This window comes from Nocardiopsis kunsanensis DSM 44524 (genome assembly GCF_000340965.1).
Taxonomy (GTDB): domain Bacteria; phylum Actinomycetota; class Actinomycetes; order Streptosporangiales; family Streptosporangiaceae; genus Nocardiopsis; species Nocardiopsis kunsanensis.
The window spans coordinates 302,704-327,201 of the sequence record NZ_ANAY01000006.1 but is presented as its reverse complement, the minus strand read 5'-3'; the positions used below and the strand labels follow the sequence as shown (position 1 = coordinate 327,201).

The 24,498-nt window shown below is 70.3% G+C and carries 19 protein-coding genes; 12 read left to right on the top strand and 7 right to left on the bottom strand.

Features of this window, described 5'->3' with window-relative positions:
- The first annotated feature begins 296 nt into the window (after positions 1-296).
- Positions 297-3,140, top strand: a complete 2,844-nt coding sequence (secA, locus tag D456_RS0105810) for a preprotein translocase subunit SecA (RefSeq protein WP_017575222.1) — start codon at positions 297-299, stop codon at positions 3,138-3,140.
- Positions 3,141-3,255: 115 nt separating this feature from the next.
- Here secA and rfbD read toward each other — a convergent pair whose 3' ends face one another.
- A complete protein-coding gene (rfbD, locus tag D456_RS0105805) occupies positions 3,256-4,125 on the bottom strand; it encodes a dTDP-4-dehydrorhamnose reductase (protein WP_017575221.1) in 870 nt (289 codons plus the stop codon).
- 180 nt (positions 4,126-4,305) lie between these two features.
- Between rfbD and D456_RS0105800 the strand changes: the two genes are divergently transcribed.
- Genes D456_RS0105800 through D456_RS0105785 form a run of 4 tightly spaced genes read left to right on the top strand, consistent with a single transcriptional unit; the run spans position 4,306 to position 8,178 of the window.
- Positions 4,306-4,890 carry a dTDP-4-dehydrorhamnose 3,5-epimerase family protein gene (locus tag D456_RS0105800; RefSeq protein WP_017575220.1) on the top strand — a complete coding sequence of 195 codons (585 nt, stop codon included), beginning with the start codon at positions 4,306-4,308 and terminating at the stop codon, positions 4,888-4,890.
- On the top strand, positions 4,887-5,957 hold the full coding sequence (locus D456_RS0105795) for a glucose-1-phosphate thymidylyltransferase (protein WP_017575219.1): 1,071 nt from the start codon (positions 4,887-4,889) through the stop codon (positions 5,955-5,957). Before D456_RS0105800 ends, D456_RS0105795 begins: the two co-directional genes overlap by 4 nt.
- The gene (gene rfbB / locus D456_RS0105790; protein WP_017575218.1) at positions 5,954-6,970 is read left to right on the top strand and encodes a dTDP-glucose 4,6-dehydratase; all 1,017 of its coding nucleotides are present in this window, start codon (positions 5,954-5,956) and stop codon (positions 6,968-6,970) included. Before D456_RS0105795 ends, rfbB begins: the two co-directional genes overlap by 4 nt.
- Positions 6,970-8,178 (top strand): macrolide family glycosyltransferase, encoded by a 1,209-nt coding sequence (locus D456_RS0105785; protein WP_017575217.1) that lies wholly within the window; start codon positions 6,970-6,972, stop codon positions 8,176-8,178. Before rfbB ends, D456_RS0105785 begins: the two co-directional genes overlap by 1 nt.
- A 7-nt stretch (positions 8,179-8,185) precedes the next feature.
- On the opposite strand, the gene D456_RS0105780 is transcribed toward D456_RS0105785, so the two are convergent.
- The 3 genes from D456_RS0105780 to D456_RS26815 all read right to left on the bottom strand — a co-directional run bounded on the left by D456_RS0105780 (position 8,186) and on the right by D456_RS26815 (position 10,347).
- Positions 8,186-8,818 carry a flavoprotein gene (locus D456_RS0105780; RefSeq protein ID WP_017575216.1) on the bottom strand — a complete coding sequence of 211 codons (633 nt, stop codon included), beginning with the start codon at positions 8,816-8,818 and terminating at the stop codon, positions 8,186-8,188.
- Between the two features lie 66 nt (positions 8,819-8,884).
- Positions 8,885-10,033 (bottom strand): nucleotide disphospho-sugar-binding domain-containing protein, encoded by a 1,149-nt coding sequence (locus D456_RS0105775; protein ID WP_017575215.1) that lies wholly within the window; start codon positions 10,031-10,033, stop codon positions 8,885-8,887.
- A 170-nt stretch (positions 10,034-10,203) separates the two neighbouring features.
- Complete coding sequence (locus tag D456_RS26815; protein WP_017575214.1) at positions 10,204-10,347, bottom strand: hypothetical protein; 144 nt, start codon at positions 10,345-10,347, stop codon at positions 10,204-10,206.
- Between the two features lie 281 nt (positions 10,348-10,628).
- On the opposite strand from D456_RS26815, the gene D456_RS26810 reads away from it, so the two are divergent.
- From D456_RS26810 to D456_RS0105735, 7 genes are read left to right on the top strand one after another with little or no spacing between them, the layout of a single operon-like run.
- On the top strand, positions 10,629-12,551 hold the full coding sequence (locus D456_RS26810) for a hypothetical protein (RefSeq protein WP_160166717.1): 1,923 nt from the start codon (positions 10,629-10,631) through the stop codon (positions 12,549-12,551).
- The gene (locus D456_RS23730; RefSeq protein ID WP_017575212.1) at positions 12,541-14,553 is read left to right on the top strand and encodes a TOMM precursor leader peptide-binding protein; all 2,013 of its coding nucleotides are present in this window, start codon (positions 12,541-12,543) and stop codon (positions 14,551-14,553) included. Before D456_RS26810 ends, D456_RS23730 begins: the two co-directional genes overlap by 11 nt.
- Positions 14,550-16,124 carry a nitroreductase family protein gene (locus tag D456_RS23725; RefSeq protein ID WP_152442495.1) on the top strand — a complete coding sequence of 525 codons (1,575 nt, stop codon included), beginning with the start codon at positions 14,550-14,552 and terminating at the stop codon, positions 16,122-16,124. Before D456_RS23730 ends, D456_RS23725 begins: the two co-directional genes overlap by 4 nt.
- 56 nt (positions 16,125-16,180) lie before the next feature.
- Positions 16,181-17,656, top strand: a complete 1,476-nt coding sequence (locus tag D456_RS0105750; RefSeq protein WP_152442494.1) for a SagB family peptide dehydrogenase — start codon at positions 16,181-16,183, stop codon at positions 17,654-17,656.
- Positions 17,657-17,694: 38 nt separating this feature from the next.
- Complete coding sequence (locus D456_RS0105745) at positions 17,695-18,894, top strand: NAD(P)/FAD-dependent oxidoreductase (protein ID WP_017575209.1); 1,200 nt, start codon at positions 17,695-17,697, stop codon at positions 18,892-18,894.
- Entirely contained in the window at positions 18,822-20,270 is a 1,449-nt protein-coding gene (locus D456_RS0105740) for an NDP-hexose 2,3-dehydratase family protein (RefSeq protein ID WP_338036320.1), read from the top strand. Before D456_RS0105745 ends, D456_RS0105740 begins: the two co-directional genes overlap by 73 nt.
- Positions 20,267-21,268, top strand: coding sequence for a Gfo/Idh/MocA family protein (locus D456_RS0105735; protein WP_040698748.1), 1,002 nt, complete (start codon positions 20,267-20,269; stop codon positions 21,266-21,268). The genes D456_RS0105740 and D456_RS0105735 overlap by 4 nt, the downstream gene beginning before the upstream one ends.
- 32 nt (positions 21,269-21,300) lie before the next feature.
- Here the strand turns inward: D456_RS0105735 and D456_RS23720 are convergent, their stop codons facing one another.
- From D456_RS23720 to D456_RS23710, 3 genes are read right to left on the bottom strand one after another with little or no spacing between them, the layout of a single operon-like run.
- A complete protein-coding gene (locus tag D456_RS23720) occupies positions 21,301-22,356 on the bottom strand; it encodes a methyltransferase (protein ID WP_017575206.1) in 1,056 nt (351 codons plus the stop codon).
- Complete coding sequence (locus D456_RS23715; protein WP_083904518.1) at positions 22,353-23,183, bottom strand: LuxR C-terminal-related transcriptional regulator; 831 nt, start codon at positions 23,181-23,183, stop codon at positions 22,353-22,355. The genes D456_RS23720 and D456_RS23715 overlap by 4 nt, the downstream gene beginning before the upstream one ends.
- A gap of 35 nt (positions 23,184-23,218) precedes the next feature.
- Complete coding sequence (locus tag D456_RS23710; RefSeq protein ID WP_017575204.1) at positions 23,219-24,454, bottom strand: macrolide family glycosyltransferase; 1,236 nt, start codon at positions 24,452-24,454, stop codon at positions 23,219-23,221.
- Positions 24,455-24,498 lie beyond the last annotated feature (44 nt).

Genomic DNA, 24,498 nt, shown 5'->3' with positions numbered 1-24,498 from the left:
CGATGGAACACTTCGTGCCCCCTCCCTACCCAGTGAGGCCGGAGTGCACCAAGTGTTCGGATCGACGCAGGTGAACAGGGGAACATCCGGCCCCGGCCCATGCGTTGTGTCCCAATGACCGGAAGTGCACCCGGAACTGTGCGACGAGTCCGACGGAGCTACGGCAAGGGTCCTCTAGGATGGGTGACCCAGGCCCCAGAACCCCGGCTGTGTGCCGCGGCCAGCGGTCAGCGGGGCCCCAGGTACACGCTCCACGGACGTGGGGCCAACCGTGATGTGCGAGGAGCGCGAAGGAAGTGCCAGGGATACTCAGTAAGCTCCTGCGCGCGGGTGAGGGAAAGATCCTGCGCCGGCTGAACAAGCTGAAGGACCAGGTCAACTCGCTCGAGGACGAGTACACCGACCTCAGCGACGAAGAACTGCGAGACCTCACGCAGGAGTACAAGGAACGCCACCAGGACGGTGAATCGCTGGACGACCTCCTTCCGGAGGCCTTCGCGACCGTCCGGGAAGCGGCCAAGCGCACCCTGGGGCAGCGCCACTTCGACGTCCAGATCAAGGGTGGCGCAGCGCTTCATCTCGGCAACATCGCCGAGATGAAGACCGGTGAGGGCAAGACCCTGACCGGAACCCTCGCGGTCTACCTCAACGCGTTGGCCGACCGTGGTGTCCACGTCATCACCACCAACGACTACCTCGCCCGGCGCGACGCCCAGAACATGGGCCGCGTCTACCAGTTCCTCGGGCTCGAGGTGGGTGTGGTGGGCCCGAACATGACGCAGGAGCAGCGCAAGGCCGCCTACCGGGCCGACATCACCTACGGGACCAACAACGAGTTCGGTTTCGACTACCTGCGCGACAACATGGCGCTGTCGCTGGACAACACCGTCCAGCGCGATCACTTCTTCGCACTCGTCGACGAGGTCGACTCCATCCTCATCGACGAGGCGCGCACCCCGCTGATCATCAGTGGCCCCTCGGAGCAGAACTCGCGCTGGTACTCCGAGTTCGCCAAGATCGCTCCCCGCCTCAAGGCCGACCAGGACTACGAGGTCGACGAGAAGAAGCGCACCGTCGGTATCACCGAGGAGGGCGTGGCCAAGGTCGAGGACTGGCTGGGCATCGACAACCTCTACGAGGCCGTCAACACCCCGCTCATCAGCTTCCTCAACAACTCGATCAAGGCCAAGGAGCTCTACCACAAGGACAAGGAGTACATCGTCAAGGACGGTGAGGTCCTCATCGTCGACGAGTTCACCGGACGTGTCCTGGCGGGGCGGCGCTACAACGAGGGCATGCACCAGGCCATCGAGGCCAAGGAACGCGTGAAGATCAAGGACGAGAACCAGACTCTCGCCAAGGTCACCCTCCAGAACTACTTCCGCCTCTACGACAAGCTCGCCGGTATGACCGGTACGGCCGAGACCGAGGCGGCCGAGTTCCACCAGACCTACGGCGTCGGTGTGGTGCCCATCCCCACCAACGAGCCGATGATCCGTGAGGACGCCAAGGACGTCGTCTACCAGAGTGAAGAGGCCAAGTTCCAGGCTCTGGCCGAGGACATCGCCGAGCGCCACGAGGCCGGCCAGCCGGTCCTGGTCGGTACCACGAGCGTGGAGAAGTCCGAGCTGCTCTCACGCATGCTCAAGCGGGAGGGCGTCAAGCACGAGGTCCTCAACGCGAAGAACCACGCGAGTGAGGCCTCCATCATCGCTCGTGCGGGCAAGCTCGGGTCCGTCACCGTGGCCACCAACATGGCCGGCCGCGGTACCGACATCATGCTCGGCGGCAACCCCGACTTCCTCGCCGACGAGGAGCTCCAGGCACGCGGTCTCAGCCCGTTGGAGACCCCGGAGGAGTACGAGGAGGCCTGGCCCGAGGCGCTGAAGAAGGCGACCGAGGACTACGAGGACGAGCACGAGCAGGTCGTCGAGGCCGGCGGTCTGTACGTGCTCGGAACCGAACGCCACGAGTCCCGCCGGATCGACAACCAGCTCCGCGGCCGCTCCGGCCGTCAGGGCGACCCCGGGATCTCGCGGTTCTACCTCTCCCTGCAGGACGACCTGCTGCGCCTGTTCAACAGCTCGCGCCTCGAGGTCTTCATGGAGCGGTTGAACATCCCCGAGGACCAGCCCATCGAATCCGGCATGGTCAGCAAGGCGATCGCCTCCGCGCAGGGCCAGGTCGAGACCCAGAACTTCGAGACGCGCAAGAACGTCCTGAAGTACGACGAGGTCCTCAACCGCCAGCGCAAGGTCATCTACGCCGAGCGCCGCAAGGTCCTGGAGGGCCAGGATCTGCGCGACCAGATGATGGAGATGCTGGAGGAGGTCCTGCGCGGTTACGTCTCCGGGGAAACGGCCCAAGGGGACTCCGTCGAATGGGACCTCGACAGGCTCTGGCGTGCGTTCAAGCAGATCTACCCGATCAGTTTCACCGTCGACGAGTTCATCGACGAGAACGGCGGGCTGGAGAACATCACCGGCCGTGTCATCGCCGACCGTGTCGTCGAGGACGCCCAGGCCGCCTACGAGGCCCGCGAGGCCGAACTGGGCGAGGAGACGATGCGCGAGGTCGAGCGCCGCGTGATCCTCCAGGTCATGGACCGCAAGTGGCGCGAGCACCTCTACGAGATGGACTACCTCCAGGAGGGCATCGGCCTGCGTGCGATGGCCCAGCGCAACCCGCTCATCGAGTTCCAGCGCGAGGGCTTCGACATGTTCCAGGAGATGCTGGAGGCCATCAAGGAGGAATCGGTCGGCTTCGTCTTCAACGTCGAGGTCCAGGTACGCAAGAACGAGGGGCAGTCCCTGTCCCCGGCCGCGGCGGCCCGGACCGCCGGTGCCGTCGGCGGGGACACCGGGGCCGCGGCCGTGGCCACCGCGGTGGAGGAGGACGAGGAGGCCGTGACGGCCGACGCGCCCTCCACCGAAGCGGAGGAGGCCGAGGACGTCTTCGTGCCGGGCTTCGGCGAGGACCGGCCCGACCGCCTCCAGTACTCGGCCCCGAGCGAGGACGGCTCCGTGGAGCGCCACAGCGAGTCGACCGACGAGTACGCGGGCACTTCACGCAACTCGCCCTGCCCGTGCGGCTCCGGCAAGAAGTTCAAGAAGTGCCACGGTGACCCGGCCCACCGCTAGGGAGTGAGCCCGGGCCGTCCGGGCCCGACGCAGAGACCTGTGGGCGCGGTCCCCTTTCCGGGGCCGCGCCCACGCGCGTTACCCCGCCCCGGGTTCTCTCGGTCGACGATGGTCTTCAGACCGGTCTCCTGGCGGTCGACAGCGCCCTCTTGAGCATGGGGCGCCAGTGCTCCAGGAGGGGGAGACCGGCGGCCTGGTGTGCCGTGTGTGCCAGGACCGTGTAACGGGGCCGGGGAGCCGCTCCGGTGGGTACGGTGGTCGTTGGCCGGACCAGGCCGGGTGCCGCACCGGCCAGCGTGAAGATCTCCCGGGCGAGCTCGTAGCGGCTGACCGCCCCGACGGCCGTGGCGTGGTAGGTGCCGGCGGACGCCCGACCGGCCAACGCGCTCTTCCCCAGGTGGACGAGCCACGCGGCCAGCGCCGGTGACCACGTCGGCTGCCCGACCTGGTCGGTCACCACGTCCACGGCGGCGTGGCGGCGGGAGGCGTCCAGCATCGTCGGGACGAACCCGGAGCTCCTGATTCCGTAGAGCCACGCTGTGCGGACGATGTAGCCCGAATCGGGGGCGCGCGACCGGACCAGACGCTCTCCGGCGAGTTTCCCGCGACCGTAGGCGTTGACGGGGGCCGTGGCGGCGCTCTCCGGGTGAGGGGCCTCCGAGGTCCCCGGGAACACGTGGTCCGTGGACACGTGCAAGAGGGGGGTCCCCCTGCGAGCGCACGCTCCCGCCAGTGTCCCGGGCCCCGTGGCGTTGACGCCGTGGGCCGCCTCCTCGTCCCGTTCCGCCGTGTCGACCGCCGTGTAGGCCGCCGCGTTGACCACGACGTCGAACCCGTCGACGGCGGAGGCGACCGCCTCCGCGTCGGTGATGTCCAGTGCGGTCCGCGGCAACGCCACACCTTCGTGTTCACGCGATGCGGCGAGCACGGCCGCCACGTCACCGCCGAGCATGCCCCCGGCTCCGGTCACCAGCCATCGGGCCATGGGCCAGCACACCTCGCAATAGTCGACTCCGTCATATATTCGCCTTATTGAAAGCTCTTGTGGGAAAAAGATTCTGGTTGGTACTCTTGCGTGGGTTTCGAGCGCCCCCACTATACAGAGGCCATGGAAATGCTGTCCTCGTGATCGCTCGAAAAAAGAAGCTTCCTGAATCGGGGTCGGATGAGGATTCGCCCGCTGGCGATCGACGGTGCTTGGGAGATAACGCCGCGACAGCATCACGATCGGAGAGGGAAACTGTTCGAGGCGTACGCCTCCCGGGAGTTCGCAGACGTGGTGGGGCGCCCCTTCTCCCTGGAACAGATGAACGTTTCCGTTTCCATCCACGGGGCTGTCAGGGGTGTCCACGTGACGAGCAGGCCGCCCGGCCAGGCCAAGTACGTCAGCTGCGTGCGGGGCGCCGTGTGGGACGTGGTCGTCGACCTCCGCCCGGAGTCACCCACGTTCGGGAGGCACGACGCGGCCCTGCTGGACGATCGCGACCACCGTGCCGTCTATCTGGGCGAGGGACTCGGGCACGCGGTGTGCGCCCTGGAGGACGACAGCGCCCTGGTGTACCTGTCCTCCAGTCTGTACGCTCCCGGACTCGACGTCGCGGTGGATCCGCTCGATCCCGAGCTCGCGATTCCTTGGCCGGTAGAGGAGCCGACCCTTTCCGCTAGGGACCGGGCCGCCCCCTCCTTGGAGGAGACGCTGAGAACCGGGCTGCTGTCCCCGAACGCCGTCGGCCACGGAGGTGAGCGGTGAAGGCACTGATCCTGGCTGGTGGCTCCGGAACGCGGCTGCGTCCCATCACACACGCGCGAGCCAAACAACTCCTGCCCGTGGCGAACAAACCCGTCCTGTTCTACGGGCTGGAGTCGATCCGGGACGCGGGCGTCACGGACGTCGGCGTCGTCGTCGGCGACACGGCCGACGAGATCCGCGCCGCGGTCGGCGACGGGAGCCGGTTCGGCCTGAGCGTGACGTACCTGCGCCAGGAGCGGCCGTTGGGGTTGGCGCACGCCGTGAGCGTCGCGCGAAACTACTTGGGGGACGACGACTTCGTCATGTACCTGGGGGACAATTTCCTGCTCGGCGGCATCACGGGTCTCGTCGATCGGTTCCGCGCGGAGCGCCCCGCCGCCCAGATCATGCTGGCGAAGGTACCCGAACCGACGAAGTTCGGGGTCGCCGAGACCGACGCTTCGGGCCGTGTCGTGGGACTGGAGGAGAAGCCCCGTGAGCCGCGCGGCGACCTGGCGCTCGTCGGCGTCTACTTGTTCACCCCGCGAGTCCACGAGGCCATCGCGTCCCTCAGCCCTTCGGGGCGCGGGGAGTTGGAGATCACCGACGCCCTCCAGCGACTGATCGACGCGGGACTCCCGGTCAGTTCGGCCCTCGTCGAGGGCTACTGGAAGGACACGGGGGAGGTCGAGGACATGCTGGAGGCCAACCGGCTCGTCCTGGAGGGTGTCTCGGCCTGCAACGAGGGCACGGTGGACGCGGAGAGCGACCTCGTCGGCCGGGTCGTGGTGGGGGAGGGCGCCAGGATCGTCCGGTCCCGCGTCGTCGGCCCGACGGTGATCGGCCCGGGCGCTGTCGTATCCGACTCCTGCGTGGGACCGTTCTCATCCATCGCCGGGGGATGTGTCATCACCAGGAGCGAGATCGAGCGCTCCATCGTGCTCGCGGACGCCTCCATCACGGGCGTCAGCTGTATCGAGGAGTCACTGATCGGCTGCGCGGTGCAGATCATCGCCCTGGCACAATCCGTTTCGAGGGCGCACAGGTTCGTCCTCGCCGACCACAGCAGGATTCAGGTGAGCTCATGAGGGTCCTCGTCACCGGAGGGGCCGGGTTCATCGGCTCCCATTACGTGCGCTCTGCCCTTCGGGGTGAACTGCCCGGCCTGGAGGACGCCGAGGTCACCGTCCTTGACAACCTCACCTACGCCGGGCTGCGGGAGAACCTGGCGCCGGTCGATGGCGGGTTCACCCTCGTGGTGGGCAGTGTCGCCGACCGTGCGCTGGTGTCGGACGTCGTCCCCGGCCACGATCTGGTGGTCAACTTCGCGGCGGAGACCCACGTGGACCGTTCCATCGCCGAACCCGACAGTTTCGTGATCGCCAACGTCCTCGGCACACAGACCCTCATGCAAGCGTGCTCGGATGCGGGGACACCCAGGATCGTGCAGGTCTCCACCGATGAGGTGTACGGGTCCGCCGGGTCGGGATCCTGGGACGAGAGCGCCTCGATCGCACCGAACTCACCCTACGCGGCGACCAAGGCGTCCGGGGACCTCATCGCGCTCTCGTACGCGCGTACCTACGGGCTTCCTGTGAGCGTCACCCGGTGCGGGAACAACTACGGCTCCCACCAGATGCCGGAGAAGGTCATCCCTCTGTTCGTGACCAACCTGCTCCGGGGCCGTCCCGTGCCGCTGTACGGGGACGGTTCGAACGTCCGTCAGTGGGTGCACGTGGCCGACCACTGCCGGGGCATCCAGACCGTCGTGGACGAGGGCGAGCCAGGCGAGGTCTATCACGTATCGGGCGGCACCGAGCTGAGCAACCGCGAACTCACCGCGATGCTCCTCTCCGTCTGCGACGCCGACTGGGACATGGTCCGCCACGTCGCCGACCGGCCCGGGCACGATTTCCGCTACTCCCTGGACGACTCGCGGTTGCGTTCCCTGGGCTACGAGGAGCGGGTCCCCTTCGCGGAAGGATTGGCCGACACCGTCCGCTGGTACCGGGAGAACCGAGACTGGTGGGAGCCCCTCCTCGCCCGGTTGGCCGGTACCCCCGACGGCCGCCGAGCGACCTCCCGCGACCAGGAACGGTGATGTTCGTGTATCCCTCCAGCCGTGACCCGCTGCACGTCGTGATCGCCCCCGTCCCCGCTGCCGGGCACGTCAACCCCACGCTCGGACTGGTGGCGGAACTGGTCCGCTGGGGACACCGCGTCAGTTACCTCACGACGGAGGCGTTCGCCGACCGGGTACGTGCGGCGGGCGCCGTCCACGTGCCGCTCCCGCAGGCACTCACCCACGACCCCGGCGCCTGGCCGCGTGACATGTCCCGTCTGCCGCTTTTCTTCCTGGAGGAGGCACGTGCGGTCCTGCCCCGTCTGGAGGAGGCGCTGGCGGACCGACCCGACATCGTGCTCTCGGAGGACCCTGCGGGCGGTATCCGGGTCCTCGCACGGTCATGGGGAGTCCCCAGCCTCCAGATCTGGCAGTTCTTCGCCACCCGGCGGCACTGGACCGTCCAGGCCGACCTGGGGTCCTACGGGGGTTTCCCCCACAGGGACGAGTACCTCGCGTCGCTGGGGGAAATCCTCACCGAGCACGGTGTCGAGGCGTCCGTGGAGGAGTATCTGGACGCCGAGGTCGACGGCGGCGTCGTGTTCCTGCCCAGGGCCTTCCAGTACGAGGGGGGATCCTTCGGGCAGCGGTACGCCTTCGTGGGTCCGTGCCCGGACCCCGGCCGGACGGACGAGGCCTGGGAGCCGGCCGACGACCGCCCGGTGCTGCTCGTCTCACTCGGTTCCATGGACAACGCCCACGCGGACTTCTTCCGCAGGTGCGTCACGGCGTTCGCGGACGCGCCCTGGCGCGTGGTCCTGGCCATCGGCGGCCGGGTCCGACGGGAGGAACTCGGGCCGCTGCCGGAGCACGTTGAGGCACACGCCTGGGTGCCCCAGGTGGCGGTGCTGCGGCGCGCCTCCGCCTTCGTCAACCACGGGGGTATGGGCAGCGTCATGGAGGGCCTGGCCGCGGGTGTCCCGATGGTGTGCGTGCCGCGGTTGCCCGAGCAGGTCGCCAACGCCAGGCGGGTCGAGGAGCTCGGCCTGGGACGGAGACTCGACCCGGCCGACGTGATGGCCGAGCGACTGCGCTCGGAGGTCGACCGAGTCGCGACGGATACTCGGACGGCCGAGCGCATGCGGTGGATGAGGGAGGAGATCCGGGGCTCGGGTGGGGCGGCCGAGGCCGCTGACGCCGTGGAGCGCGCGGTGCGCGGAGCGTTCCCCTACGGGCGGGGGCGCTGACCCCCGCCTACTCCGTCCCGGCGTCCTCCGTTCCGGCGAGCGCCGACCTGAGCTCCTCCAGCCGCTGGAGCAGGGCGGGAAACTGGACCGGGTGCTGGCCGTCGGCTCTGCCGGTGGACATGCTCAGGCCCCGGACCGGAGGGATCAGCGCCACGTTCGCCCGCTCGTCCAGGACGCCGCGGTGCCCGCGCATCGCGGCACAGTCCCACCCACCGGGTGGCAGCGCGGCGGCGAGCGCGATCGGCGCGGAGGCGCACTGGAGGGCCAGCATCGAGGGCGAGTCCCCATGCCCCCGGGCGAGTCGCGCAGTGTAGTCCAGCGTCGCCGGGTAGACGGCCACCGCCTCGGCCCAGTCGGCCAGTTCGACGTGGAGCGCGGTCGTGCCGGGTTCGTCCGGCCAGCGGTCCTCGACGACTTGGCGGCCGGTGAGCAGCGTCAGCGCCTCGCGGGTAACGAACCGCTGCGCCGACGCTGTCAGGACGATTCGGCAGGCGAGGTCGGGATGTGCGTGCGACACCCAGTTCACCCAGGAGGGGAGAAAGGACGCTGCCACGGATCCCGTGACCACCAGCAGCAGCCGTTTCGCCCCGAATTCGGGTGCCCGCGCTCCACGGGGATCCCACGCTGCCCTGTTCTCCATCCTCTGTCTCCTCACCTGTTCCGTTCGGAGCCCGACGCGTCCTCGTGTGGAAGCGCGGCGGGCGGGTCACACGGAGACCAGACCCTCCACGGCGGCCACTCCGGCGGTCAGCGGGGGCTGCTCGCGGATCTCGGTGGCGATCCGTCGCGCCGAGGTCCGGAAGGTCGGATCATCCAGGAGCCGCTCCGCACGCTCCCGTACCCCGGCGGGCTCGATCCTGCTCGGCCGCAGAGCAAGGCCAGCGCCCTGGGACAGCAGTTGCCTGGCGTAGAAGGGCTGGTCGGGAAGGGTCGGTACGATCAGTTGCGGCACGCCGTGCGCGAGCCCCGAGAGCATGGTGCCGGGGCCGCCCTGGTGTACGAGGAGGTCGCAGTGGGGAAGTAGGGAGGTCAACGGTCTGTCCACCAGAACCATCACTCCCTCGGGCGGTGTGCCCAGCGTCCGGGCATCCTTCTCGGAGAGGGCTGCCACGGTCTCCGCGCCGCTCGCAGCCAGGGTCTCCAGGAGAGTCCGGACCGGGTTCGGGTAGCCGCCGATCTCCCCGAGGGTGGCCCCCCAGGTGACGCAGACGCGGGGACGGGCGGCGGCGCGGGTGAACGGGTCACTCCGCCAGGCGTCCTGCGCCCATGCGCCGTTGTAGGGGATGTGGCGCACGGTGGCCCGGGGGTAGTCGGCCGGGACTTGGAGGCTCGGCGGGCAGGGGTCGACGGTCAGGTCGCCCAGGGTCTCCACGCCGCCGAGCCCCAGCCGCTCGCACATCGGGGCCAGGATCGCAGGTTCGACCGGACGAGCCCCCAGCATGAAGTCGGGGCCCCACAGATGGCGTACAGCGGGCACTCCCAGAACCGCAGCGGCGAGGGGCCCGGCGTAGGTCGTCGGGTCGTGAACGATGACGTCGGGGAGCCAAGCCTGGCCGTAATCGACCAGGTCCTCGGTCATCGCCTCGGCGAAGACGAGGTATTGGTCGAAGAAGTACGGGCTGCTCGGCCGGGCTGCACCAGCCTTCTCCGCGGTGGCGGAGCGCCGGACCATCGCGGGCACGTCGACGTCAGTGCCGACGACGACGGCCGGTAGCCCCGAGCGTTCGACAGTGCGCGCGAGGGCGGGTTGGCAAGCCACCCGGACCTCGTGTCCCGACGTCCGTAGAGCCCACCCGAGGGGCACCAGGGGGAAGTAGTGGGAGGGCCACGCCCAGGTGGTCAGGAGTACGCGCACGAGCGGGCCTTTCGTTGTGCCTCGTGCCCGCTGAGCGGACGGGCCGGTTCGCGGACACGGCTCACTCGGTGGAGCTCACCGCGTGGGCCGCGCCGTGTCGTCCGCCTGGTTCCGGGCCCGTGCGTGCTGGGGCCCGGGAGGCCAGGCGGACGGCCATGGTGGGGGAAGCGTCAGCAGCCGCACGAGGAGCAGCAGCAGGAGCACATGATGGCGCTGGGGTCCTCGTCCGCCTCCGGGGCCGGAGCGAAGAGGTCGTCGACCGTGATCTCCTCCAGGTCGGCCAGGTCGGAGGCGAGGAGCGTGGCTTCGGACAAGGTGTCCTCCTGGAAATCGTGTATGGAACAGGTGGGTTTGCCCCTTGTGCAGGTTTTCCCATTCCAGTGTCACGAGCGAGAGGGCACGCGTCATCGAACCCGGGTATGAAATTTCGATACCGATGTGCGTCGGGTGTTCGGGCAGTTCTGCGGAACGAATCAGTGCAAAGTTTGAGGAAATATTCCAACCTCCGACTGAAGAAAAAGGGTCGTCCCACTGGCAGTGTGGGGTCGACATGACCACCGCCCCCAAAGGGTCGAACCTGCAACCCCGAGGACCGATGCCAAAACCCCTGACGGGCGTGCGCCCACGCCTTCGACCGGACGTCTTCTTCACCCTCTCGGAGGACGGAGAACACACCCTCGTCGTCCGAGGCGAGGAGGTGACGCGGCTCAGGGGCGCCGCCCCCCACGCGTGGCTGCGCAAACTGGCGCCCCACCTCGACGGGCGCCACACCGTGGGCGATCTGGTCGGCTTCCTGCCCGAGGACCGCCGGGTCATGGCCCTCCGTTTGGTCGACGCCCTGGAGCGCTCCGGCGCCCTGCGTGACCTGTCCAGAGACGAGGAGCACGGGCTCTCTGAGGAGGAGCTGTCCACCTACGCCGCCGAGATCGCCTTCGTCGAGGCCTTCCGCGATTCCCCCGCACGACGCTTCGAACGCTATCGGGAGGCGCGGATGCTCGTCCTGGCTCCGGTGGCGATGTGCTCGGTGTTCGCCGCTGCGGCCCTCCAGACCGGAGTGCGGACCGTCACGGCGGCCTCCACCGGCAGTACCGGTGGGCGCGGCGCGCCCGCTCCGGAGACGATCGACGCGGCGACCCGCGACGCCCGACAGAGCTGGGAGTGGGCGGGGACGCCCGACGCGGACGCTCTGGCGGCGCTGGTCTGCCGACACGACGCGGTCCTGTGCGTCGGTGACCGCCTGGACGGCTGCCTCGCACCGGAGTTGGAGGCGTGCTGCGAGCAGCAGGGCGTCCCCCTGGTACACGTGCTCACGCTCCACGACGAGGCGTGGATCGGCCACCTCGGGGTAGCGGAGCCTTCGTCCGCGCGTTGGTTCGACCTCGCCGCCCGGCTGGAGGCGGCCGGGCGCCAGGCCGACCGGGACACCAGCGGTTCCCTCCTGACCGGGCCGGTCCCGGGCATCATCGCCAACCACGCCGTTTTCGCCCACTTCGACCGCTTCACCGGAGTGACCGATCCGTTCCGGACCCCCTCGGTCCTGCGCGTCGACCTGGAGACGCTGGAGACCAGCGTCCACCGGCTGTTCGTCTCCGCGCCGGAACCGACCGGTCTTCCGGACGGTGACTGGTACCCCGCCGAACCGCCGGGTGACGGCGATGCGGTGGACGAGGACACGGTGACGGACGACGTCCTCGGTCCCGTCCGCGACCTCGGTGAACGGGACCACTCGCAGTTCCCGCTCCGGGTGGCCTGTGCAACCGTTGCCCCCTCCGGGGCTCCCGCGTTGACGCTGCGCGGAGCCGCTCTGGACTACCCGACCGCGCACGGACGCGCGCTGCGGTTCGCCCTGGAGGCCTATGCCGCCAGCGCTCCGGCCCCCCGGGATGAGGGGGGCGCTGTCGCGTTCGGGGCCCGCTCCCTGAGGGATGGCGGTGTCAGCGAACTGCCCGCGTCCGAGGTCCTTGCTTCCGACCCGGCGGCCGAGGGCGCGCTCCTCGGCGTGGCGTCCGGTGCCACGATCGGCGAGGCGGTCGAGCAAGGGCTCCTGGCGCACTACCTCGACCTGTCGCTGCGGCTCGGCCACGACGCCGACGCGCCCACCGTCGACATCACGGCGCTGGATCTGACGGAGGACGGCGACCGCCTCCGCTCGCTGCTCGGGGCCGGCCGGGGGGTCCTCGTCCGCAACGTCACACGCATCCCTGGCGCGGTGGCCCTGTCCTTCACCTCGGCCGAGGGGACGACCCTGTATCGCGCCGGCCTGTCCACGGCCGAGGCCGTCGAGTCCGGTCTGGAAGCACTAGTCCTTCACGGCCAGAGCTCTCCGTGGTACCGGTCGGTTCCCGCGTACGTGCCCGCCCCGGATGTGTCGGCCTCCTCTCGCGAGGAACGTGTCGACCGCGTCGTCACCGCGGTCTCCGGGGCCGGGTACCACCCCCGCGTGGTGGGCCTGGGCCACGCCTCCGAGATCCACCCGGTCCTTCCCTCCATCGTCAGGGTGGTACTCCATGCGGACTGACCGTTCCTCCTGCGGGCGCCGTGTCGGGCTGGTCGGCAGCACGGACCTCGCGTCCCGGATCGCCGCCGTCCTGGACTCATCGGCCGCCGAGGCGGTCCTCCTTGCCCCCGGCCGTCCGGACCACGGGGTCGAAGGCCTGTCCGCCGTCGTCCACGTCTCCGCGACGCCGGACGAGGAGCCCCCCGGACCGGCCAGGGCCGCCTGCACCCGTGCGGACGTACCCTGGTACTCGGTTCGGCCCGCGCACGACGGCGTCCACGCCGGACCTCTCAGCGTGCCCGGGCGGCCGGGATGCGAGCGGTGCGCGGTCGAACGGCACCGCCGCGCCGACCGCTACTCTGCCCACCGCGCCGACGCGGTCCGCCACGATGGCGAACCGGCACGACTGCCCGCCGCACCGCTCATGTCCGGATCGGCCGACACCGTCGCCCGTGTGGTCGTCCACGACGTCCTCTCCCGCCTCGACCGTTCCCCGGTAGACGCCGCGGACGGTTTTTCCGTCGGCGCCACGCGCTCCTTTCTGCGGATGGGGCTGGATGGGCTCGCCACGAGCAGGCACCGGTTCCTCCCCGACCCCGAGTGCACCGTCTGCGGTGGGCTGCCCGATGACGGTCCCGGCGGTACTCCGCCAGGCACGCAGCCCGTCCCCAAGCGGGGGCCGCGCCAGTACAGGGTCCGCGACGTCACCGCCTCCCACACCGAGCTCCTCTCCACCTACGTCGACGCGCGCGCGGGGTTCGTCAGATCGCTGCGCCTCGACCACGGCGGCCCGCTGGTCCGCGCCATGGCTCAGCTCAGCTCTTCCCGGGGACACGAGGCCCAACAGGGCTGGGGGCGCGGGACCAGCGCCCTGGGCAGCAGGGTCACCGCCGTCTTGGAGGCGCTGGAGCGGTTCGGCGGGGAGCGTCCCGGCGGACGTAGAACGGTCGTCCGCGCGGCCTACGAGGATGTGGCCGACCAGGCCCTGGACCCGCGCACCCTCGGCCTCTACCCCGAAGAGCGTTACGCCGGGGCCGACCTGCCCTTCGCCCGTTACCGCGAGGACCTCGTCCTGCCCTGGGTCTGGGGCCGTTCCCTCACCCGTGGCGAACCGGTCCTGGTGCCCGAGCGTTACGCCTATTACGCGGCGCACTCGCACGAGGAGCCGAGGTTCGTCTACGAGGTGTCCAACGGCTGCGCGCTCGGCGGTTGCCCGGAGGAGGCTGTCCTCCACGGCCTCCTGGAGGTGGCCGAGAGGGACGCCTTCCTGATGACCTGGTACGCCAGGCTGCCGGTCCCGCGCCTGGACGTCTCCTCCCTGCGCGATCCCGTGGCCCCCATGCTCGTCGAGCACCTTCAGCGGGAGACAGGCTATGACATCACCCTTTACTGCCCGACGATGGAGCAGCGCATTCCCTGTTTTTGGGCCATGGCGGTGGACCGGGCTGGTGATCCGCTCCGTCCCCGGACGCTGTGCGTGGGCGGGTCCTCACTGGCCCCCGAGCTGGGCGTGCGCAATGTGCTCTTCGAACTCTCCCACCTCCTGGAACGGCGCAAGATCTATGACGCCGACGCCAGGGAGCGCGCTGCAGCGATGGTCCGCGAACCCGACCTGGTCCGCGTCATGGACGACCACTCGCTCCTGTACTGCCACGAGGACGCCTTCTACCGATTCGGCTTCCTGACCGGCTCCGACCGCGTCGTGAGCCTGGACGAGCTCAACGCGCACTGCGCCGTGCCCGCTCACGAGGACCTTGCCGAGGACCTCGCGGAATTGGTCCGCCGCTACGAGGAGAGCGGCTTGGAGGTGATCGCCGTGGACCAGACCGCTCCCGAGCACGCCGCCGGAGGGTTCACCTGCGTCAAGGTCATCGTCCCCGGCGCCCTTCCCATGACTTTCGGACACCGCAACCGCCGCACCGACGGTCTGCCCAGGCTCGGTACCGTCCCGGCCACCCTCGGATACCGGGAAGGCGCACTCGTCCCGGAGGACGTAAACCCCCACCCGCACCCGTTCCCGTGAGCGCGGCACCACGCCCCGGCACGGCGGGACCGGGCGAGCGGTTCTGGTGGCGGTCCCTGCACGACACCGCGCGTATGATCGCGGACTCGGGCGGGGGCCGGGAGGGCACGGTTGACGAGCCGCCCCGCGTCAAGGCCCACCGAGGCCGACCGAGGATCCCTCTGCCCGCGCCGCCCCGGAGCCTGGGCGGCCTCCGCGACGGGTTTCCCCCTGCGCCGAGGTCCGGAGCGGCCGTTCCCGGAGCACCGAGGGGTCTGGGACGCGCCAGGATCGCGGCGCTGGGGCACTACACCTGCGGACTGTCGCGCATGGAGCTCGGTCCCTCCGCGCGGTGGCCCTACCACCGCTACACGCCCTCGGCGCGCTGTTTCTTCCCCACCGAGTTCTCCTGCTGGACACCTGGGACTGATGACCTGCGCGCGGGAACATACGCCTTCGATCCCGCCCACCACGCGCTCGTGGAGGTCGGCGCGGACGACCCTTCCGCGCTGTCCGCGGCACTCGCGACCGATCTTTCCTGTGTGTCAGGAGTGGTCGTCCTGGCCTCCGTCTTCTGGCGGACGGCGTTTCGCTACGGTTCCTACGCCTACCGCCTGTGCGCGCAGGAGGCGGGCATGGTGGCGGGAGGACTCCTCATGGTCTCAGGGACGCTCGGTCTCCGGGGACGCGTTCACCACGGCTTCGACGTCCCCGCGGTGGCGCGGATCCTGGGTGTCGAGCCCCCGGATGAGGCCCCCATGCTCGCCGTCGTTCTGGGGGAGTCCGTTCCCCGCGCCGCCGGCGCCCCCGCCGTGTTCCCTGTCGTGGACGGGCCTCACCCCGTGTCCGGGCGTTCCGGTAACGACACGCCCCGGATCGACCCCGACCGCCTCGGCGAACTGGTCGGGATCCAACGGGCCGACCACGGCGGGGACGGACCCGGGCACCACCGGCTGCCGGGTGTGCCGGGGGACGCGCCCGTGAGCGGTGCGCCCGGACCGGACCTCTCCGCCACCTTGCGCGACCGCCGCTCGGGAGGGCGCGCCTTCGTCCCGGAGGACAGGCCCTTGCCGGACGGGGCACTCGAACGGGTCCTCGCACACGCCCTCTACACCCATCCCTCCGACCTCGTGCCGGAGGGTTCCGGTCCACCCGTGGACGTGCGTGTGCACGCCCGTCGGATCACCGGATCTCGCGCGGGAGTGTACACGTGGCGCGGTGGCGTCCTGGAGTCCTCCGCCCCGGCCGGAGGTGAGGGAATGGACCGGGCGGTGCCCCCGGCCAACGTCGACCACCGCGCGGCGCCGTGCTCGGTCTTTCTGTCGGTCGACCGAGCCCTGGGCCAGCGCGTCCTGGGGGAACGGGCGTTCCGGGCCCTGAATCAGGAGGCGGGCATCGTCGCGCAGCGGGTCTGCGTCGGGGCCGCGGCCGAGGGACTGGCCGCCCGTGTGCACAACGGGTACCGCGCTCGGGAGACGGCCGCCGCCCTCGGTCTCGGCGAGGGCGAGGAGGTGCTGTTCCAGATCATCCTGGGCCGGGGGAGACCGACCGACACCTACGAGATGGACATCGTCCGCGGGGGAGAGCAGTGAACGACGACGGGAGGCCGGCCCTGCCGGGAGGAGACACCGGAGCTCCGACCTCGCCGGTGAGGACCTACCTCGACGGCGCGCACCACCCGCCGGAACGCGCCGTGGCCCTGCCCGGCAACCTTCCGGAGGCGTACAAACGCTACCCGTCGTCTCTGCGCGCGCCCCTGGGCGACGGAGAGGTCGGAGCGCTCCTTCGATGGACCAACGGATTGGTTCGGATGCGGTGGCTGGGCGGAGTGCCCCCCGCCGGGGCGGGACAGGGCACGCCCGTGCTCACACCCGGACGCCCTGCGCCGTCGTCGGGCGCCCGCTACCCCGTCGAGGTGTACGCGGCCGTTCCGGACACGGGTTCCCTCCCCGCAGGTCTCTACCACTACGACCCGGCCCACCACGCCGCCGACCGCCTGCGTTCGGGCGACGGGAGGAGCGCGCTCCTGGCCTGCCTCGCCGAACCGCCGGAGGGCGCACCGGAGTACGTTCTGGTCCTCACGACGGTCTTCTGGCGCAACGCTGTCAAGTACGGCGCGTTCGGGTACCGCCTCCAGAACCTGGACACGGGGGTGGTCGCCCGCCAGGCGCTGGTCGCCGCCGCGCGCTTCGGTCACCCGGGCCGCCTACACCTGCGCTTCGACGACACGGAGTTGAACCGGATCCTGGGGCTGCACGCGTTCGAGGAGAGCGCCGTCGCCGTCGTGACCCTCGGCCACGATTCCCGGACGGACAGCGCCGGCTACCACACCGCGGACTGGTCCGGCCGCGTGCCACTGCAGCTGTCCGAGGCCACGGCGATCGACAGGGTGCCCCATCTGACGGACATGGCAGCGTTGCACGCGGCATCGCTGTGGCGGTCGGCCTCTGAGGGACGCGCCCCGGCGGACGCGTCGCCGCGGCGCCCCGCCGCGGCCGTCGGTTCCCCCGGCGAGCAGACCAGTGTCCCGGACGCCGTTCCGGAGACGGGCCCGGGTTCCCCGACCGTGCGGCGCACCGTCTACGGGTTCAAGTCCGCCGAGCTGGACCAGGCACGCTTCGACCGGTTGGTCCGAGCCGCCGCCCGGTCCTCGTCCGCGGACACCGACTCCGTCCTTCCCGCGCCGACACGCACCGTTTACGTGGTCCGACGGGTGGAGGGGACACCGCCGGGCGGATACGTGATCGATCCGGACACGGGCGCCCCGCGACGGACCCGTGACGGGTCGGCCGTGGAGGCGCTCGTCTCAGTGGCCAAGAGCCCGATGCTGGTCGACGAGTGCCGGTCGGCGCCCGTCACGGTGGTAGTCGCGGGAGACCTCGACTCGGGCTCCGGGGTCTTTGCCGACCGCTGGTACCGGATGCAGAACGTCCTGGCCGGGACAGTGGCTCAGAGCCACTGCCTGGCCGCGAATGAGCTGGGCCTGCACACCCATGTCCACTGCGACTTCGACGTCGCCGGGATGGATGCGGTCCTCGGCCTGCCGCCGCGCTGGAGAGCACTGGTCGTCATCACCGTCGGCGAGGCCCGCGGCGGCCGCGACGACCCGCAGGTTCGGCTGTAGCGGATCCAGGGCTGTCACCAAAGGGATTGGGAGAGTCAATGTACGACGTGATCGTGGTCGGAGCCCGGTGCGCCGGGTCGCCCACGGCGATGCTGCTGGCGCGGCAGGGGCGCCGCGTCCTGCTGCTCGACAGCGCCGACTTCCCCAGCGACACGATGTCCACCCACCACGTTCACCGGCCGGGGCTGGAGCTCCTCCGCGAATGGGGGCTGCTCGACCGCCTGCTGGACACCGGCTGCCCCCCGGTCACACGGATCGTCTACCAGGTGGAGGGCGTCCGGCTGGAGGGCGGGGTACTGCCGTCCGAGGGCATCAGCGCGACCTACGCTCCGCGACGGCGCGTCCTGGACCAGCTCCTCGTGGAGGCGGCCGTGGAGGCGGGAGCCGAGTTCCGTCCGCGCAGCCGCGTCACCGGGCTGCTCTGGGACGGGGACCGGGTGGTGGGCGTCCGCCACCGCTCCGCGGACGGGGGAACCGAAGAGGTCCGCGCGCGCCTCGTCGTCGGCGCGGACGGGATGAGGTCGACCGTCGCGCGCCGTGCGGGCGCCGTGATGGAGACCGAGGACCCCACATTGAACTGCGCGTACTACACCTATTGGGAGGGCGTCACCGGGGATCTGGAGCTGTACCACCGATCATCCAGGTTCGTGGGAGCGATGCCCACGCATGACGGAGCGGCCCTCGTCGTGTGCTACTTCCCCCAGGAGCAGTACGACGAGGTCCGTCGCGACTCGCTCGCCTTCTACCTGGAGTCCGTCCGCACCACCGCGCCCGAGCTCTGGGAACGGATGTCCGGTTCCCGCAGGACCGAGCGGCTGTGGGGGACGGGCGCACAGCTCAACTTCTTCCGCGAACCCTACGGGGAGGGCTGGGCGCTCATCGGGGACGCCGGACACCACAAGGACTCGATGACCGGCACCGGTATCAGCGACGCCCTGGAACAGGCCGACCTCCTGGCCCGTCTCGTCGGCCCCCACCTGCGCGACGACGCCAAGCTGGGCTCCGCCCTGGAGGAGTTCGCGGTCGAACGGCGCCGGCTTCTCGACCCGAGGTACGCGGTGACGCTGGAGAGCGCCCGGCTCTCCCAGGCGTACGAGCGGATGGAGGAGTTGCGCTGGATCAGCCAGGACCCGGACTCGACCAACCTCTTCCTGGCCATCGCGCTGTGGATGGTTCGGCAGGAGGACCTCCCGGAGTGGATGCGGGAGCGGACCGACGGCGGAGGGGAGCACCGGTGAGGCCCCGACAGACGGACACCGGGGCCGGGGGCACCTCACCCGGGGTGGGATCGTTCCCCGCATCCACATCCCCCCTCCCCGAGCCCTCCGAGAGCATCCTTTCCACGAGCCGCTTCCATACGTGGATGGCCGCTCACCGGGCCGAACAGACCCAGGACGTCCAGCGGATCCCCTTCTCCGACCTGTTCGGATGGGACTTCGTCCCCGGATCCGGGGATCTCGCCCACGAGAGCGGGCGCTTCTTCCGGATCGAGGGCGTCCGGGTCGAGGACGACGGCGGACCGGTCCGGACCTGGACCCAACCCATCATCCGGCAGCCCGAGATCGGCATCCTGGGCATCGCCGTCCATGAGGTCGGCGGCACCACGCGCTGCCTGATGCAGGCCAAGGCCGAACCGGGCAACGTCAACGGGGTACAGCTCGCGCCCACCGTTCAGGCGACACACAGCAACTACACCCGCGTGCACGGAGGATCCCCCGTCCCCTACCTCGACCTGTTTCAGGATCCGCCCGAAGACCGCGTCGTCGCCGACTCCCTCCAGTCGGAGCCGGGAACTTGGTTCGACCGTAAGCGCAACCGGCACATGATCGTCAGGGTCGGCCCCGAGGTGGAGGCCCTGCCGGGCTTCTGCTGGCTCACCGTGGAACAGCTCCAGGAGCTCATCGCGGTGGACCATCTGCTGAACATGACCACGCGCACGGTGATGTCCTGTCTTCCGCACGAGTGGGGGACAGCGCCGCCCGAGGACGTGGACCGGGTCCACCGCTGGCTCGTTCGGCGGCGCTGTGAACGCGACCTGCGTACCCGGTACGTGCCCCTGAGCGAGATGGAGGGGTGGAGGCGCTCGGCGGACGCCATCTCCCACGACACCGGCGCCTACTTCAGCGTGGTCGCAGTCTCGGTCAGGTCCGCCAGCCGCGAGGTCCCCGGATGGAGTCAGCCCTTGATCCAGGGGCATGGTCTGGGCGTGGCTGCCCTGTTCACGCGCCGGATCGACGGTGTTCCGCACGCTCTGATGCACGCTCGCGCAGAACCCGGTTTCCTCACCGGTGCCGAACTGGGGCCGACGGTGCAGTGCGAGCCGGGCGCGCAGGAGCTGTTGCCGCCGGAGCACCGGTCGCCGTTTCTGCACGCGGTGCTCAACGCCTCATCCGACCGCGTGCGCTTCGACACCGAACTCTCCGAGGAGGGCGGTCGGTTCCTGAACACTCACACCAGGTACGTCATCGTCGACGCGGACGGCGACGTGCGGGAGTGGGAGCGACCGGGGTACCGCTGGGTGTCGGTGCGCGAGATCGCCGCGCTCATGAGGGAGGGGTTCCGCGTCAACATGCAGGCACGGACCCTCGTCGCGGCGTGGAGGGGACGCTGGTGAACGACCATGTCCGCTTCGGACTCCTAGGCTGCGCCTCCATCGCCCGTAGGCGCACGCTGCCCGCGATGCTCGAAGCGCCAGGAGTCCGCGTCGCCGCGGTCGCGTCCCGGAGCCCGGACCGGGCATCCCGTCTCGCCGGTGAGTTCGGTGGCCGCCCCCTGGGGTACGAGGAGCTTCTCGCGGCTCCTGACGTCGACGCCGTGTACGTGCCGGTGCCCGTCGGTGTGCGCGCGGCGTGGGCCCGCGCCGCGTTGGACGCGGGAAAGCACGTCCTGGTGGAGAAACCGTTGGCGGGAAACACCGATGAGGCTCGCGACCTGATGGAGCGGGCCACCGCGTGCGGCCTGCTGCTGCGGGAGAACTTCATGTTCCTCCACCATCACCAGCACGCGAAGGCCGCGCGATGGGTCTCCCCGGACGGGGCCGGTGCGCTCCGTTCGGTCCAAGGTACCTTCTGCATCCCGCCCCTGCCCGACAGCGACATCCGCTACCGCGCCGATCTCGGCGGTGGCGCGCTGGGGGACCTGGGCGTCTACCCGATCCGGGCGGCCCAGCTGTTCCTCGGGGACGGGCTCCGGGTGGCCGGAGCGGTGCTGCGCGAGGATCCGAGGCTGGGCGTGGACCTTTCCGGACAGGCGCTCCTGGTGTCGGACGGCGGTGTTCCCGCCACCGTCCGGTTCGGCATGGAACACTCCTATTCCTGCCGGTACGAACTGTGGGGAGAGTGGGCACGGCTCGTTCTCGACCGGGCCTTCACTCCGCCGGACGATCACCAACCCGTCTTGCGTGTCGAGGACCAGGGCGGGGTCCGGCGGTACGGCCTCGCACCCGACCGGCAGTTCGTCCGGGCGGTCGGCTCGTTCGCCGGGGCCGTGTTGGCGGGCGAACACGCAGGCTCACCCGACCAGGTCCCGCGGTTGGCGTCGGCACTGCGCAACGTCCAACTCGTGGACGAGATCCGGCACGTCGCCGTGCGCGTCCCCTCCGACCCAGGATGAGCGGTCCTCGGCGGCGTGCACGGTCCCGGTGGTCAGGCTGAGCGCGCCACCAACAGCCGGTGCCCCGTCCCGCCCAGGGAACGGGAACCGCTCTCCACCGCCAGTCCCGCGTCGGACAGCAGCTCCGTCAGTTCGGTCTCTGTGCGTTCCCTGCCGGAGGTGGTCACCAGCAGATTGACGTCACTGATCGCCAGGTAGGGGTCGAGACCGGACCTCGTCGTCTCGGGAGCCAGGAGCTCGACCACCAGGACGACCGCGTCGTCCGGCATCGCCGCCCGTACGTTGCGCAGGATCGCGCGGCACCGCTCGTCGTCCCAGTCGTGGAGGACGCTCTTGAGGACGTAGGCGTCGGCCGCCGGCGGCGCCGCGGCGAGGAAGTCCGTGTGGAGGACCTCGCACCGGTCGGCGGCACCGGCCCGGTTGAGGACCTCAGCGGCCTCGGTGGTCCCGTCCGCGGTGTCGAGGAGTACGCCCCGCGTGCCGGGCGCCGACGACAGGATGACCGACAGCAGGGTGCCGTTCCCGCCGCCCACGTCCACGACGGTGTGGTGGGCCGTGAAGTCGTGCGCCGCAGCCAGCGCCGCCGCCTCCTGCGCGGTGCCGAGCGACATCGCCCGGTGGAACATAGTGTTGAGCTCAGGAGAGGCGCTGAAGTGCGTGAACATGTCGACGCCGTGGGTGTGCTCGAACGCGGACTCCCCCGTCCGTACGCTGTGCTCCAGTGACCCCCACGCGTGCCAGACGGCGTCGTCGAAGTAGGTCAGTAGGAAGGGGCGGACACTGCCGGGCACGTCCGCGCGCAGCAGGTGGCTCTGCGGGGTCAGCTCGAACCGTCCCTGTTCCGTCTCCCGAACCAGGCCGAGCATGGTCGACGCGCGGAGCAAGCGCTCCAGCGCCCCGGCGTCGGCATCGACGGCGACGGCCAGCTCGGCGCCGTCGCGCGGTTCTTCGGCGAGGCGGTCGGCCAGGCCGAGCCGGGTGAAAACGTGCAGCATCTGCGCCGACATGTAGCCGAAGGCGATGCCGAACAAGGGGAGGGACGGAGCGCCCTCCGGGACAGCGGTCTCTTGAGTGTGTTCGGCGGTCAACGTCGTCCTTCCTGGGTGTGGGGGTCGGGGCCCGGGGCGGCCGACGACCGCGGAGGCCGCGACGCGGGGTGGCGCAGGCCGATCTCGTAGGCGAAGATCGCCGCCTGGGTCCGGTCGCGGAGGTTCAGCTTGCGGCACAGGTGGTACAGGTGCGACTTGACGGTGGCCACGCTCAGGGAGAGTTTCGTGGCGATGCACTGATTGGTGAGGCCCCCGGAGACCAACAGGAGGACGTCCGTCTCCCGGGTGGTCAGGCGGGTGAGTCCGCCCGCCGGGGCTTCGGGGCCCCGGGAAACGTGCGGAGCCTCGAACGCTTGGCGCATCAGCCGTACCGCCGACGGGACCGCCAGTACGCACGCCCCGGCGTCGGTCGCGCGGACCGCGTCGGTCAACTGCTCGACGGGGGCGTCCTCCGACAGGACGCCCCAGGCCCCCTCCCGCAGGACATCGGTCGCCCCCTCAGCGTCGTCGGAGCGCACCAGGACGAGTACCCGGGGAGTCCTCTCGTCGCCGTGGCTCCGCACGGCCCGCGCGATCCGGGCGCCGTCCATGGACGGGGGCTCGTGGAGCACGAGCAGCACGGAGGGGGACAGGCTGAAGGCCCGTACGACGCCTGTGGCGGTGTCGGTGGCCTCGCCGGCCACGCGGATGCGCGTTCCGTCGCCCGCAACGGCGGCCAGGCCACGCAGGGCGAGGGTGCGCGCGGCGCAGATGATGATGTCGATGGGGTCTGGTGGGACGGCAGCGGACTGCTCCTGTGCAACGGCGCCGTCCGCTGCCTCGGTTCCAAGGGACGACGCCTGGACCGGCACTGTGTGAGACGTCATGTGACTGGATTCCGGTTCTCTTCTGTTCGGATGGATCAGACCGCTTCCGCGGCGTAGCCGTCGGCGGCCGCGGCCGCCGACGGCAGGTGGTCTTCCAGGGCAGTGGCCGCCCCGGCGGCACCGCCGGCCGCGATGATTTCCCGGCACATGTCCTGGACACGTCGTCGGATTTTCGTGTCGTCGGCGACCGCCTCGACGGTGGCGCGCAGACGGGAGAAGTCGATGTCCGTGCGGTCGACCCGGGCGCCGAGACCCAGGGCCACCAGCCGGTCGGCCGCGGCGCTCTGCTCGGCCATCTGGGGGACGGCTACGACGGGTACTCCGAGGGAGAGGCTCTCCATCACCGTCCCCATCCCCCCGTGGTTGACGAAGACGTCGGTGTGCCGCAGCACCTCCAGGTGGGGGGCGAACCGGTGCGCCTCGACGTTGGGCGGAAGCGGTCCGAGGCTCTCGGGATCGACACCGTCGCCCAGGGTGATGACGACGTGTCGGTCCTGTTCGGCGAGGGCCGCCGCGCATGCTCGGAAGAAATCCGGCTGGGCGTTGAACGACGTGCCCAGGGAGACGAGGACGACGCGGGTGCCGTCCCGGGGAGGGGACCACGAACCCAGGAACGCGCGCGGTCCTGGGCACGGTCCGGCGAAGTGGACCTCGTCGCCGAAGGAGCCGCCGTCGAACTGGAAGGACCGGGGGAGGAAGGCGATGGACGGGCCGGTGCCGCCGAAGAGGAACTCCTCCGGGAGCAGGTCGACCCCGGTGCGTGCGATCAGATGTGTCATGGCGCCGTACGCCCTCACCATGTCCGGGTGGTGGGGGTCGAAGTCGGTGTACTCACCCAGTGACCACCGCTCCCGGGTCTGGACGAACGTGGCATGGCTGCGGACCGACGGGACGTTCCAGCGTTCGGCGAGCAAGCGCCCCGCCCAGAACGAGGGGTCGTACACGACCAGGTCCGGGGGATCATCGGTGAAGGATCGGGCGAGCTGGGGCAGGGTTGTCAGGGCTTCGGTCAGCGCGAAGCGGATCAGACGGACGAAGTCGTCGGTGCTGTAGCGGGTGGTGTCGGCGAACGGGATCACCTCGCCGTTCGGCGTGTGGGTGGTGGTCCCGTACGGCACGGGGACTGCTCCCACCTCTGTGACGCGGCCGACGAACTCCTCGGTGCAGGCGTAGGACACCCGGTGTCCACGGGAGCGCAGTTCCGCGGCGACCCCCAGGGTCGGGTCGAGGTGGCCGGAGTAGGGGATGGGTAGGAAGGCGATGTGCGCCATGGGGCCCTTTCTCGCTTCGGTGCTCTCGGGCGCGTCCACCGCGG

Bases quoted from the DNA above. Each gene is read 5' to 3' on its own strand.
- rfbD (WP_017575221.1), bottom strand. From the start codon at position 4,125: ATGGCCCGATGGCTGGTGACCGGAGCCGGGGGCATGCTCGGCGGTGAC.
- D456_RS0105800 (WP_017575220.1), top strand. From the start codon at position 4,306: ATGAGGATTCGCCCGCTGGCGATCGACGGTGCTTGGGAGATAACGCCG.
- rfbB (WP_017575218.1), top strand. From the start codon at position 5,954: ATGAGGGTCCTCGTCACCGGAGGGGCCGGGTTCATCGGCTCCCATTAC.
- D456_RS0105785 (WP_017575217.1), top strand. From the start codon at position 6,970: ATGTTCGTGTATCCCTCCAGCCGTGACCCGCTGCACGTCGTGATCGCC.
- D456_RS0105780 (WP_017575216.1), bottom strand. From the start codon at position 8,818: ATGGAGAACAGGGCAGCGTGGGATCCCCGTGGAGCGCGGGCACCCGAA.
- D456_RS26810 (WP_160166717.1), top strand. From the start codon at position 10,629: ATGCCAAAACCCCTGACGGGCGTGCGCCCACGCCTTCGACCGGACGTC.
- D456_RS23730 (WP_017575212.1), top strand. From the start codon at position 12,541: ATGCGGACTGACCGTTCCTCCTGCGGGCGCCGTGTCGGGCTGGTCGGC.
- D456_RS0105745 (WP_017575209.1), top strand. From the start codon at position 17,695: ATGTACGACGTGATCGTGGTCGGAGCCCGGTGCGCCGGGTCGCCCACG.
- D456_RS23715 (WP_083904518.1), bottom strand. From the start codon at position 23,183: ATGACGTCTCACACAGTGCCGGTCCAGGCGTCGTCCCTTGGAACCGAG.
- D456_RS23710 (WP_017575204.1), bottom strand. From the start codon at position 24,454: ATGGCGCACATCGCCTTCCTACCCATCCCCTACTCCGGCCACCTCGAC.